The following is a 13,094-nucleotide window of genomic DNA, read 5'->3' as shown; positions in this document are numbered from 1 at the left end:
CACTCATGTTTAAATCGCGGCAAAGAGAAATTCGTCACTTTTTACGCTTTTTACAAACTGGGGCAGGTATGCATAAGTTGATATGGCGCGGTTTATTGAGTTTGAGTCTGGCCAGTACGGCGTTATGCGCTGGCACTGTGGTGTTTGCTGTGGAGCAGGGTAGTGATGCAGGAACTGCCTTGGTGAATACACAATCAGCCCCTGTATTAAAAAACCTGGCAGCTTTTCCAATCGGTGTGGCAGTCAGTGCAGGGGATGAAAAACGCAGCCTGTTCAAGAAGACTGATCAGCAGGCGTTGATCAATCAACAGTTCAACAGTCTGGTGGCAGCCAACATCATGAAGATGCGTTACCTGCATCCGGCTGAAGACGTGTTTACTTTTGATGATGCCGATGCGCTTGCTAATTACGCCAAAGAACACAGCATGATCTTGCATGGCCATGCGCTGGTATGGCACCCCGATTATCAGGTGCCGGCATGGATGAAAAACTATACAGGCGACTGGGACGCCATGCTCAAGAATCACGTCGAACAGATATGCAGGCATTTTGCCGGGCGGGTTGCGAGCTGGGATGTGGTGAATGAAGTTATTGATGAAAAGGTTCCGGCAACTTACCGGCCATCACTGTTCTATCAAAAAATGGGCAAGTCATATATAGAGAAAGCCTTCATCGCTGCACATGCGGCAGATCCGGTTGCCGATCTGTATTACAACGACTTTAATACTGAAGCGGTTCAGTCCAAGCTTGATTTCATGCTGGGCATGATCGATGATTTCAAGGCGCGGCAGATTCCTATCCACGGCATTGGTTTTCAGATGCATGTTGATGTTGATTACCCCAGCATTACGCAAATCCGCAAATCCTTCAAGGCGGTTGCCGACCGTGGTCTGAAAGTGAGGATTTCTGAGCTGGATGTGGCGGTGAACCAGCACAATAATCTCAAATCCCTGACGCCTGTTGCTGCAACTGCACAAAAGGCACGCTACAAGGAAATTGTTGCCGCCTATCTGGAAGAGGTGCCAACGGCGCAACGGGGTGGAATTACATTTTGGGGTGTGGTTGACGGGGAGACATGGCTAGCCAAATTTCACAAACGGGCAGAATGGCCCCTGCTGTTTGATGATAATTACTCCCGAAAACCAGCTTTTGATGGCGTTGTTGAAGCTTTGACGGGGAAGTAAAGCAAATCTACCGCCAGTCAGATTCTCAGCAAGTGCCGGAATTCTCCCTTCAGATCCGGGTTGCCAAGGCGTTTACCGTCTCAGTAATCCTGCTTTCAGAGGCTTTCTTGCTCGTAATCATGATTCACATTGGTGAGTTTCATAATTGTGAATGATCCCGATACCAGCGAGTATACGTACTTGCGCGTACTAACGCGTACCAGCGTATAAAGAATGATCACGGGCGCCGGGCTGACTGCTTCACGCAGATAGAAGTAGTCGCCATTCCTGCAAGGGGCAGACCCGGCAGGAAACTCTAAAGCGAAGAGTAAGGTGATCCAAAAAAATCGCGATTCGGGAGATTATGATGAAAAACACGTCCGGCATATCCTATTTGCCGAATGAATACAGACAAGCTGTGCTGCTGGGCCGTGTATGGCGCGCTGGTAAAATCAACGGGCCCTGCGTGGTCGTTGTGCGTCAGGGGGAAGTATTTGATATTACTGCCCAGGTACAGACGGTTTCCGATTTGCTGGAAAAAGATAATGTCCTGGACTTTGTCCTGGCTGCCAAAGGTGAATCTATGGGGGATGTGCAAGCCCTGATTGATCATTCCCTGCGCCGGCAGGCTGATTCCAGCTTACCCTATTTACTCGCCCCCTGTGACTTGCAAGCCATCAAGGCTTGTGGCGTGACCTTTGCCGTGAGCTTGCTGGAAAGGGTGATTGAAGAGCAGGCGGCTGGCGATGCCTCGGCAGCGGACACCTTGCGCGCAGCCATGCAGGCCAGCATAGGTACGGATTTGTCACGCATACGCCCCGGTTCTGAGGTGGCAGAAAAGCTGAAGCAGGATTTGATCAGCCGTGGTGCCTGGTCGCAATACATGGAAGTCGGTATTGGTCCTGACGCCGAAGTGTTTTCCAAATCGCAACCCATGTCTGCCGTTGGCTTTGGTGCTGATGTGGGCATACATCCTGACTCCAAATGGAATAACCCTGAGCCTGAAATCGTCCTCGCTGTCAACAGTCGCGCGCAAGTGGTCGGTGCTAGCCTGGGTAATGATGTCAACTTGCGCGATATAGAAGGGCGCAGCGCCTTGCTGCTGGGCAAGGCCAAGGACAATAATGGTTCTTGCGCGATCGGACCTTTTATCCGCCTGTTTGACAGTAATTTCACTATCGATAGCATACGTCAGGCCGAAGTCAGGTTGCTGATAGAAGGGCTGGATGATGACTTCAGGCTGGATGGCGTCAGCATGATGCGAGAAATCAGCCGTGATCCGCTGGATCTGGTCAGCCAGGTTTGTAGCAGCACTCACCAGTATCCGGATGGTTTCATGCTGTTTTTGGGTACCATGTTCTCACCCATCAAGGACAGGGATGCTGCTGGTAGTGGATTTACCCACCACAAGGGGGACAGAGTCAGTATTGCCTGTCCTGAGTTAGGCGCTTTGGTGAACCATGTACAGTATAGTAATGCGATTGCACCCTGGGAATTTGGCGTGCGGGCGCTGTATCGTAGTCTGGCCCAGCGTGGCATTGCGCATGGCTTGACCCACGGTTCAATTGTGCAGCCTGCCTCAGGTGCTGTATGAGTGTTAGCGATCAGCAGATTCCGATGGATAGTCATCTTCCTAAATCGCACAATGAAAGAAAAGCGATGATTTATGCAAGTTACCCGAATTTAGCCGGGAAAAGAGTAGTCGTGACAGGCGGCGGTACCGGCATAGGCGCAGCCATTGTGGACGCTTTTTGCAAGCAGGGCGCGCAGGTGTTTTTTCTGGATATCGCCGACGAAGCGTCGCTGGTGCTGGAAAAAAGCCTGGGCCAGTCGGCCAAACCGCCAAGATTCATGCACTGTGACCTGACTGACCTCGATGCAGTGGCCAAGGTATTCGCCAACATAGAACGCGAATACGGTGCTGTCGAGATTTTAATCAACAATGCCGCCAATGATGACAGGCATGAAGTGAAAAATGTGACGCCCACGTATTGGGATGACAGTTTCGCCGTCAATTTGCGCCATCAGTTTTTTTGTGCACAGGCAGTGGCACCCGGTATGAAAGCCATGGGTGGAGGTGTTATCCTTAACTTTGGCTCCATATCCTGGCATCTTGCGCTTGGCAACCTCAGCCTGTATATGACTGCCAAAGCAGCGATAGAAGGCTTGACCCGTGGTCTGGCCCGTGATCTGGGTGCCGACGGCATACGCGTCAATTGCATCATCCCCGGTTCTGTGCGTACACCACGCCAGATGGCGCTGTGGCATACGCCGGAAGAAGAAGCACATATTCTGGCCGCCCAATGTCTGCACGAAAGGGTGGAAACGGAAGATGTTGCTGCACTGACTTTGTTTTTGGCTTCTGACAATGCAGGACGTTGTTCAGGACGTGATTATTTTGTAGACGCAGGATGGTACGGCGCATGATATTGAATCAATCTCACTGCATATGGGAAGTTGCCACTCACCTGGGCGAAGGCCCGGTGTGGCACGCGAGCGAAAAAGCGCTCTATTTTGTGGACATCAAAAGCCGTAAAATCCATCGCTGTGCAGAAGATGGTTCGGCACGCCAGAGCTGGGATGCGCCAGATCAGATCGGCTTCATCCTGCCTATCCAGGGCGAAAATGGTAATTTTATCTGCGGTTTGCCCGGCAAGCTCATGCGCTTTTCCAGCAATACAGGCAGCTTCACCACCATGCTGGAAGTGGAAAACGATTTGCCCGGCAATCGCCTCAATGACGGCTATATTGATAGCCAGGGTTGTCTGTGGTTCGGCTCCATGGATGATGGTGAAAAAGCGCCCAGCGGTTCCCTGTATCGTCTGAACACGCTCACTAACTTGCAAGCCAAGGATGATGATTACGTCATCACCAATGGCCCCTGCATGAGCCCTGACGGCAAAGTGTTTTATCACACCGATACCTTGCGCAAGAAGATTTATGCCTTTGACGTGACGCCTGATGGCACCTTGTCTGGCAAGCGTCTGTTTGCCGATATCACAAACGGTGGTCATCCCGATGGCACAGTGGTAGATGCCGAAGGCTATTTGTGGGTAGCGATGTTTGCTGGCAACCGGGTGGAACGGTATTCCCCTGCTGGTGAGATTGTTCAAGTCATCAATTTCCCGTGTTCAAACATCACCAAGGTCTGTTTTGGTGGCAATGATTTGCGTACCGTCTTCGTGACCACCGCCTGGAAAGGCATGTCGGCAGAAAAGCGTGCTGAACAGCCGCTGGCGGGCGGCCTGTTTTCTTTCCGTGCAGACGTGCCTGGCCAGACGCAATACCAGTTTTCTTGTGAGAATGCATCATGATGTTTGACGACAGCAAGACACGCCGCTTCCGTTCACAAGACTGGTTTGATAATCCCGATCATATTGACATGACAGCGCTGTATCTTGAACGCTTCATGAACTATGGCATCACCCCCGAAGAACTGCGTTCTGGCCGCCCCATCATCGGCATCGCCCAGAGCGGCAGCGACATCAGCCCCTGCAACCGCATTCACCTTGAGCTGGCGAAGCGGGTCAGAGATGGCATCCGTGATGCCGGTGGTATTGCGATGGAATTTCCGTTACATCCGATTTTTGAAAACTGCCGCCGGCCAACGGCAGCGATAGACCGTAACCTGGCCTATATGGGGCTGGTTGAAATCCTGCATGCTTATCCTATCGACGCTGTGGTGCTGACCACGGGCTGCGACAAGACCACGCCAGCTCAGATCATGGCGGCATCGACGGTGGATATCCCGGCAATCGTGTTGTCTGGCGGCCCCATGCTGGATGGCTGGATGGATGGCGAACTGGTGGGTTCCGGTGCCGCCATCTGGAAAGGCCGCAGGCAACTGGCTGCAGGCGATATTGATGAAGAAAAATTCTTGCAGATAGCTGCCGCTTCGGCACCATCGGCAGGCCATTGCAACACCATGGGCACTGCTTCCACCATGAATGCCCTGGTCGAAGCCCTGGGTATGTCACTGACTGGCTGTTCAGCCATCCCCGCCCCTTATCGTGAACGCGGTCAGATCGCTTATGAAACTGGCCGCCGTATTGTTGAAATGGCGTATCAGGACATTCGCCCATCCAGTATCCTGACGCGCGACGCTTTCCTGGATGCCATTGTGGTCAATGCTGCAATCGGTGGTTCCACCAACGCGCAGCCGCATATCATGGCCATGGCCAGACATGCCCACGTAGAACTGCATTCGGATGACTGGATGGCGCATGGCCATGACATTCCACTGATTTTGAACATGCAGCCTGCTGGCAAGTTTTTGGGTGAACGCTTCCACCGCGCCGGTGGCGTACCTGCCATCATGTGGGAGCTGCTGCAAGCCGGAAAACTGCGTGCCGACCGTCCGACCGTGACTGGCAAGACCATGGAACGCAATCTGGATGGCAGGCAAACCAATGACCGCGAAGTTATCTATCCGTATGCCGCACCGTTGAAGCAGCAAGCAGGTTTCATGGTGCTAAAGGGCAACCTGTTTGATTTTGCCATCATGAAAACCAGCGTGATTTCGCCGGCATTCCGCGAGCGTTATCTGAGCAAGGCCGGGCAGGAAAACATCTTTGAATGCAAGGCCGTGGTGTTTGATGGCTCTGGTGATTACCATGCCCGCATCAATGACCCGTCGCTGAATATTGATGAAGACAGCATACTGGTGATACGCGGTGCTGGCCCCGTCGGTTGGCCCGGTTCGGCTGAAGTGGTGAATATGCAACCGCCTGATGCACTGTTAAAGCGTGGCATATTGAACCTGCCTACGCTGGGTGATGGCAGGCAATCCGGCACATCGGACAGCCCATCCATTCTGAACGCATCACCAGAAAGTGCGGTCGGTGGTGGCCTGGCTTATGTCCGTACTGGCGACACCATACGCATCAATTTGAACACCGGTCGCTGTGACATGCTGATCACGCCAGAAGAACTGGAAACCCGCAAGGCACAGGGCATACCGGCAGTGCCAGCCAGCCAGACACCATGGCAAGAGATTTATCGTTCAACCGTCGGGCAACTGGAAACCGGTGCTTGTATGGAACTGGCAGTACCCTATATTGGCATCGGTAACACGCTGCCACGCCATAATCACTAAGTTTTACGAGTATGTTTATGAGTCGCATTCATAAGTAAAAATAAAGCAGTCAAAACCCGGAAACGAAATTATCTTAAATATTTAAAAATTAAAGCAATACCAAGTGGGACAGGCAATACAAATACCCATGCTTTAATCTAACTGGAGACAACACAATGAATACAAAAGTAAAAGCCGCTATCCTCAGTGTAATGCTGGCCTTGGGCAGTAGTATGGCTGGCAGCGCTTATGCAGATGCAAAGAATCCGAAAATCGGCTTTTCTATTGATGATCTGCGGGTTGAACGCTGGGGTAGGGACAGGGACTTTTTTAATGCAGAAGCAGAAAAACTCGGTGCCAAGGTGTTTGTACAATCCGCTGACGCCAGCGAGCAACGTCAGATTTCCCAGATAGAAAACCTGATTTCACGTGGTGTGGATGTGCTGGTGATCGTGCCTTATAACGCCACGGTCCTCAACAATGCCATCCGCGAAGCCAAGAAATCCAATATCAAGGTTATTTCCTATGACCGCCTGATTTTGAATGCAGATATCGACGCTTACATTTCTTTCGACAATGCCAAAGTTGGCGAAATGCAGGCAGAAAGCCTGGTTCACCTGAAACCAAAAGGCAATTACTACTTGCTGGGCGGCGCGCCAACTGACAACAATGCCAAAATGTTGCGTGAAGGGCAGATGAAAATCTTGCAGCCGCTTATCGATAAAGGCGATATCAAAGTCGTCGGCAAACAGTGGGTGAAAGACTGGAGCGCTTCTGAAGCCATGTCCATCGTCGAAAATGCCCTGACTGCGAATAACAACAAGATAGATGCCATCGTTGCTTCCAATGACGGCACTGCCGGTGGCGCGATACAGGCGCTGGCCTCACAAAAACTCAGTGGCAAGGTGCCTGTTTCTGGGCAAGATGCCGACCTGGCGGCCGTTAAGCGTGTGATTGCCGGTACCCAGGCCATGACCGTGTATAAGCCACTGAAACTGATCGCCTCTGAAGCTGCCAAACTGGCTGTGCAACTGGTACGCAATGAAAAGCCTGCTTACAATTCCCAGTACGATAATGGCCTCAAAAAAGTCAATACATTGCTGCTGAAACCTATCCCGCTGACCAAGGCAAATGTGAACTTGCTGGTGGAAGAAGGTTTTTATACCAAAGCACAATTATCCGCTAACTGATACAGCTTGTAGTGGTGGTGCTTGCACCACCACTGGCAATTGCATGCCTGCGTTTATGCTGGCTGCTCATTTTTGATTCCAGTTATTCCAGGTTTTTCCGAGAAAATTAGCATGTCTGACTATTTGCTAGAAATGAAGAATATCGTCAAAGAATTTGGCGGTGTTCGTGCGTTAAACGGTATCGACATCAAGGTCAAGGCTGGTGAATGCATCGGCTTGTGCGGTGAGAACGGTGCAGGTAAATCCACCCTGATGAAAGTCTTGTCCGGCGTCTATCCACATGGTACCTGGGATGGTGAAATCATGTGGGAAGGCAAACCATTAAAGGCGCAATCCATTCGTGATACCGAATCTGCCGGCATCATCATCATCCATCAGGAATTGATGCTGGTACCGGAATTGTCTGTTGCTGAAAACATGTTCCTCGGGAATGAAATCACCTTGCCCGGTGGCCGCATGGATTATGCCGCCATGAACAAGCGTGCCGAAGAACTGCTGCGTGAACTGAATATTCCTGAAGTCAATGTCGTACTGCCGGTCAAGAATTACGGCGGTGGTCACCAGCAATTGATAGAAATAGCCAAGGCGCTCAACAAGCAGGCCAAGCTGTTGATACTGGATGAACCTTCATCGTCATTGACAGCGTCAGAAATAACGGTTTTGCTCAATATCATCAGGGCACTGAAGGCCAAGGGCGTAACCTGTATTTATATCTCGCACAAGCTCGATGAAGTCGAAGCCATCTGTGACACCATCGTCGTGATACGCGATGGGCAGCATATTGCCACCACCCCCATGAGCGAAATGAGTGCAGAACGCATCATCGCCCAGATGGTGGGGCGTGAAATGAACCAGCTCTATCCAAGGCAAGACCATCCCATCGGTGAAGTCGTGTTTGAAGCACGCAATGTGACTTGCTATGACACAGAAAACCCGTTGCGCAAGCGTGTTGATGACATCTCATTTACGCTGCGTCAGGGTGAAATTCTGGGTATCGCAGGCTTGGTCGGTGCTGGCCGTACCGAACTGGTGTCGGCCTTGTTTGGTGCCTACCCGGGTGAATATGAGGCTGAAGTCTGGCTCAATGGCAGCAAGCTCGATAGCAGCAGCCCGCTGAAGTCTATCCTCGCCGGTCTGGCCATGGTGCCGGAAGACCGCAAGCAGCATGGCATTGTGCCGGATCTGGATGTGGGCCAGAACATGAGCCTGAGCGTGCTGCATGAGTTTGCACGTATGACCCGCATCGACAAGGAAGCCGAACTCAAGACCATACGCACAGAAATTGCGAGCATGACCCTGAAAACCGCCAGCCCGTTTTTGCCCATCACCAGCCTGTCGGGTGGTAACCAGCAAAAAGCGGTGCTGTCGAAGATGTTGCTGACCAAGCCGAAGATTTTGATACTGGATGAACCGACGCGTGGTGTGGATGTCGGTGCCAAGTATGAAATCTACAAACTGATGTTTGAACTGGTGAAGCAGGGCATGTCCATCATCATGGTGTCGTCTGAACTGGCGGAAGTGCTGGGTATTTCTGATCGTGTACTGGTCATCGGTGAAGGCAAGCTGCGCGGCAATTTTATCAACCAGGATTTGACACAGGAAACCCTGTTGGCAGCTGCGCTGGATCAGAGCCATGCGCTAGAGCCGAATCAATCAAACCAATCAAATCAATTAAGCCCTGTGCTATGACCACCCATCTGATGCCATTCATCGCTATCGGTAAAAATTAATATGAAAAACCTGAATATCAAACAGCTGTTCACACAATACAAAATGCTGGCCTTGCTGATCGCCATCGCATTGATCTGGGCTTTCTTTAGTTGGAAAACCGAGGGCGGTTTTATGACGCCGCGCAATCTGTCCAACCTGATGCGGCAAATGTCGATCACCGGCATCGTTGCCTGTGGCATGGCGCTGGTGATTATTGCAGGTGAGATTGATTTGTCTGTCGGTTCCTTGCTGGGTTTGCTGGGCGGGGTTGCTGCGGTACTGGATGTAACCCATCATTTGCCGTTGCCCATCAATCTTATGATAGTCCTCGCCATGGGCTTGCTGATAGGCTTGTTCAACGGTTACCTGACTGCCTATATGAAGATACCTTCCTTCATTGTCGGTCTGGGTGGCATGCTGGCTTATCGCGGTATTGTGCTGGGTGTGACAGGCGGCACAACGATAGCACCGGTATCTGGCGACATGGTGTACCTGGGCCAGGGTTATCTGTCAGCGACAACCGGCGTCATGCTGGGCATTGCCTTGTTTGCCCTGGCGATATTCCTGACCTGGCAGCAGCGTAGAAAACGTGCGGAACATGGTCTGGAAGTGGCTCCGCTATGGCGCGACGGTATCAAAATCGCTGCCATCGCCGCTGTATTGCTGGCTTTTGTGGTGACCTTCAATAGCTATGAAGGCATTCCTTTGCCGGTGCTGTTGTTGCTGGTGTTACTGGGCATATTCAGCTACATGACGACCCAAACCGTGTTTGGCCGCAGGATTTATGCTGTTGGTTCCAACATGGAGGCAACCCGTTTGTCGGGTATTAATGTACAGGCCATCAAGCTGTGGATATTCGGCATCATGGGTTTGATGTGCGCGCTGGCGGGTCTGATCAATACCGCACGTCTGGCAGCAGGTTCACCTTCTGCCGGTAATGCCGGCGAGCTTGATGCCATTGCCGCCTGCTTTATCGGCGGTACATCCATGCGGGGTGGTTCTGGCACAGTCTACGGCGCACTGATCGGTGCACTGGTCATGGCTAGTCTGGATAACGGTATGTCCATGCTGGATGTGGATACCTATTGGCAGATGATAGTCAAAGGCTGCATCTTGACGCTGGCTGTGTGGGTGGATGTGAGTACGCGTTCGGCAAAGCGATAATTTGGTTTTGATTCCCTTCCGGGTCTGGCAAGGTTCACCTTGCCTTGCAAGGCGGCTTCCATGAAGCCGCCTTTTTTTGTGTCAGAACCTGTTCATTGGTAAACATGACAGCGCTTGGTGAGTTTCATAATTGTGTCTGTATTCTTTTACATGCAAGATAGTGCGGTAAAGGCATGGCAAAGTAGAAGGTGTGCGCCGTGAACCGATATTTAAAAAATAAATGCTAAAAATAGCATACGGAGACCAAATCAATGAGCATTCAACGCCGGCATTTTCTGTCATCCATGTCTGGTTTAACCGGCCTGGCTGTAATTTCACCTTCCCTGGCTTGGGCCGCTGCGGCAAAAGCAGGTGGCAAACCTGTTTATAAAGATGCGGCGGCGCCACTGGCCGCGCGGGTGGATGATTTGCTGAGTCGTATGACTCTTGATGAAAAAATCATGCAGATGCAATGCGTGTGGCAAGATAAAAAATTGATACAAGAAGCCAATGGTGATTTTTCAGACGCCAAGGCAGCGAAAGTTTACCCCCATGGCTTGGGGATGATGGCGCGCCCATCTGACCATCAGGGTATCGCCAAGGCTACTGGTGCGGGTGACGACGGTTCGGTGGCAAACCGCAATGCTTTTCAAACGGCAACCTATGTCAATGCCGTGCAAAAATGGGCAGTCGAGCAAACACGCCTGGGCATCCCTTTGTTGATGCATGAAGAAGCGCTGCATGGTTATGTGGCGCGTGATGCTACCTGCTTTCCGCAGGCAATAGGTCTGGCATCGTCGTTTGACCCAGACATGGCGACCAGGATATTCAGCGTAGCTGCCCGCGAGATGCGCGCACGCGGTGCTAATTTTGCCCTGGCACCGGTGGTCGATGTGGCACGTGAGCCGCGCTGGGGCCGCATAGAAGAAACCTATGGCGAAGACCCGCACCTGTGTGGCGAGATGGGCAAGGCTGCAGTGCTTGGTTTCATGGGGAAAGATAAAAAGCTGGCAAAGGACAAAGTATTTGCCACGCTCAAACATATGACAGGTCATGGCCAGCCAGAAAACGGCACCAACATTGGCCCGGCAGAAGTCAGTGAACGTACCTTGCGCGAAGAATTTTTCCCGCCCTTTGAAAAATTGGTGCGAGAAACCAATATCAGCGCCGTCATGCCATCCTACAATGAAATTGGTGGTGTGCCTTCGCACGCGAATCGCTGGCTGCTGACCAAGGTCTTGCGCGAAGAATGGGGCTTTAAAGGCGTGCTGGTGTCCGATTACTTTGGCATCAATGAACTGGTGACCAGACATAAACTGGCAGCTAATCCCAAAGAAGCTGCGCTGCGTGCCGTCAAGGCTGGCGTCGATATTGAAACACCAGACGGTCTGGCTTATCGCACTTTAGCCGAACTGGTGAAAGAAAAACGCGTTTCTGAAGATGAGATCAATCATTGTGTACGTCGCATTCTTGAACTCAAGTTCCAGTCTGGCCTGTTTGAAAACCCGTATGTCGATGCCAATATGGCTGACAAGCTGACCGCCACGCAAGATGCAGTAGCACTGGCGCGTGAAGCAGCCACCCGTTCCGTTGTCCTGCTTAAAAATGACAAGGGTCTGTTACCGCTGAATGGCAAAAAGGTCGGCAAAGTCGTGTTATTGGGTACCCATGCCAAGGATTGCCCTATCGGCGGTTATTCCGATATTCCGCGCCACGTAGTATCCATTTACGAAGGCTTGCAGGCTGAAAGCCAGGCGCAAGGTTTTGAACTCAGCTATGCCGAAGGTGTGCGTCTTACTGAAGGTGGTCATGTCTGGGGCCATGATGAAGTCAAATTCACACCGCCAGCAGTCAACGCCAAACTGATTGCAGAAGCGGTAGAGGCGGCCAAGTCTGCCGATACCATCATCATGGTGCTGGGTGACAATGAACAAACCAGTCGCGAAGCCTGGGCTGATAACCATTTGGGTGACCGCGCCAGCCTGGATTTGATGGGGCAGCAAAATGACCTGGCCAAGGCGATTTTTGATCTGGGTAAACCGACCGTCGTATTCTTGTTGAATGGCCGGCCACTGTCCGTCAATCTGCTGGCAGAACGCGCGGATGCTTTGATAGAAGGCTGGTATATGGGGCAGGAAACCGGGTTTGCAGCGGCAGACATTTTATTTGGGCGGGCCAACCCCGGCGGCAAATTGCCAGTGTCGATTGCCCGCAATGTCGGTCAACTACCTATTTATTACAACTACAAACCGTCGGCACGCCGTGGTTATCTGGATGCATCGACCAAACCATTATACCCATTCGGTTTCGGCCTGAGCTACACCTCGTTTGCCATTTCCGGGCCCCGTCTGACCAAGGCCACGATAGGTGTTGGTGACAGCACCAAAGTCGAAGTTGATATCACCAACACCGGTGCCGTCAAGGGAGATGAGGTCGTGCAAATCTATATACGCGATGATTTCAGTTCTGTCACCAGACCGGTGCTGGAATTGAAAGCATTCAAACGGGTGACCTTGAATCCGGGAGAAAAACGTACTTTGTCTTTTGATATCAAACCTTCAGATTTGTGGTTCTATAACATGGACATGAAACGCGTGGTGGAGCCTGGCAGCTTTACTGTTCATGCCGGTTCAAGCAGCGCAGATCTGAAATCTGTCAAATTGTTGGTTGCTTAAATATTAATAGGGACAGGTAGAAAAGAGCGATGTCGAATTGGGGAGCGTACTGTCTGTGCCTGCGCGGGCATTCCTTTGGATTTTCTGAAGGAAAAGGGAAGGCAGTACAATACAAAAAGTATGGTAAGCAAGCCATCCC

The 13,094-nt window shown here is 51.6% G+C and carries 9 protein-coding genes; all 9 read left to right on the top strand.

Features of this window, described 5'->3' with window-relative positions:
- Positions 1-68 precede the first annotated feature (68 nt).
- The 9 genes from AC1RVX_RS07185 (at position 69) to AC1RVX_RS07145 (ending at position 12,955) form a co-directional block, all read left to right on the top strand.
- Entirely contained in the window at positions 69-1,184 is a 1,116-nt protein-coding gene (locus AC1RVX_RS07185) for an endo-1,4-beta-xylanase (RefSeq protein ID WP_493215881.1), read from the top strand.
- Between the two features lie 346 nt (positions 1,185-1,530).
- Positions 1,531-2,757: a fumarylacetoacetate hydrolase family protein gene (locus AC1RVX_RS07180; protein WP_493216232.1), complete on the top strand. Its 1,227-nt coding sequence runs from the start codon at positions 1,531-1,533 to the stop codon at positions 2,755-2,757.
- A gap of 65 nt (positions 2,758-2,822) precedes the next feature.
- Complete coding sequence (xylB, locus tag AC1RVX_RS07175; protein WP_493216231.1) at positions 2,823-3,590, top strand: D-xylose 1-dehydrogenase; 768 nt, start codon at positions 2,823-2,825, stop codon at positions 3,588-3,590.
- Positions 3,587-4,477: an SMP-30/gluconolactonase/LRE family protein gene (locus AC1RVX_RS07170; RefSeq protein ID WP_493215880.1), complete on the top strand. Its 891-nt coding sequence runs from the start codon at positions 3,587-3,589 to the stop codon at positions 4,475-4,477. The genes xylB and AC1RVX_RS07170 overlap by 4 nt, the downstream gene beginning before the upstream one ends.
- The gene (locus AC1RVX_RS07165) at positions 4,474-6,258 is read left to right on the top strand and encodes an IlvD/Edd family dehydratase (RefSeq protein ID WP_493215879.1); all 1,785 of its coding nucleotides are present in this window, start codon (positions 4,474-4,476) and stop codon (positions 6,256-6,258) included. Before AC1RVX_RS07170 ends, AC1RVX_RS07165 begins: the two co-directional genes overlap by 4 nt.
- Before the next feature lie 191 nt (positions 6,259-6,449).
- Complete coding sequence (gene xylF / locus AC1RVX_RS07160; RefSeq protein ID WP_493216230.1) at positions 6,450-7,427, top strand: D-xylose ABC transporter substrate-binding protein; 978 nt, start codon at positions 6,450-6,452, stop codon at positions 7,425-7,427.
- Between the two features lie 111 nt (positions 7,428-7,538).
- Positions 7,539-9,116 carry a D-xylose ABC transporter ATP-binding protein gene (xylG, locus tag AC1RVX_RS07155; protein WP_493215878.1) on the top strand — a complete coding sequence of 526 codons (1,578 nt, stop codon included), beginning with the start codon at positions 7,539-7,541 and terminating at the stop codon, positions 9,114-9,116.
- 42 nt (positions 9,117-9,158) lie between these two features.
- Positions 9,159-10,301 (top strand): sugar ABC transporter permease, encoded by a 1,143-nt coding sequence (locus AC1RVX_RS07150; protein ID WP_493215877.1) that lies wholly within the window; start codon positions 9,159-9,161, stop codon positions 10,299-10,301.
- Between the two features lie 251 nt (positions 10,302-10,552).
- The gene (locus AC1RVX_RS07145; RefSeq protein WP_493215876.1) at positions 10,553-12,955 is read left to right on the top strand and encodes a glycoside hydrolase family 3 N-terminal domain-containing protein; all 2,403 of its coding nucleotides are present in this window, start codon (positions 10,553-10,555) and stop codon (positions 12,953-12,955) included.
- The last annotated feature ends 139 nt before the right edge of the window (positions 12,956-13,094 follow it).

Source organism: Undibacterium sp. GW821-FHT11B02 (genome assembly GCF_058808955.1).
Note: the sequence above shows the minus strand (reverse complement) of the source record. Positions and strands in the feature narration are given on the sequence as shown.

Bases quoted from the DNA above. Each gene is read 5' to 3' on its own strand.
- AC1RVX_RS07185 (WP_493215881.1), top strand. From the start codon at position 69: ATGCATAAGTTGATATGGCGCGGTTTATTGAGTTTGAGTCTGGCCAGT.
- AC1RVX_RS07180 (WP_493216232.1), top strand. From the start codon at position 1,531: ATGAAAAACACGTCCGGCATATCCTATTTGCCGAATGAATACAGACAA.
- xylB (WP_493216231.1), top strand. From the start codon at position 2,823: ATGATTTATGCAAGTTACCCGAATTTAGCCGGGAAAAGAGTAGTCGTG.
- AC1RVX_RS07170 (WP_493215880.1), top strand. From the start codon at position 3,587: ATGATATTGAATCAATCTCACTGCATATGGGAAGTTGCCACTCACCTG.
- AC1RVX_RS07165 (WP_493215879.1), top strand. From the start codon at position 4,474: ATGATGTTTGACGACAGCAAGACACGCCGCTTCCGTTCACAAGACTGG.
- xylF (WP_493216230.1), top strand. From the start codon at position 6,450: ATGCTGGCCTTGGGCAGTAGTATGGCTGGCAGCGCTTATGCAGATGCA.
- xylG (WP_493215878.1), top strand. From the start codon at position 7,539: ATGTCTGACTATTTGCTAGAAATGAAGAATATCGTCAAAGAATTTGGC.
- AC1RVX_RS07150 (WP_493215877.1), top strand. From the start codon at position 9,159: ATGAAAAACCTGAATATCAAACAGCTGTTCACACAATACAAAATGCTG.
- AC1RVX_RS07145 (WP_493215876.1), top strand. From the start codon at position 10,553: ATGAGCATTCAACGCCGGCATTTTCTGTCATCCATGTCTGGTTTAACC.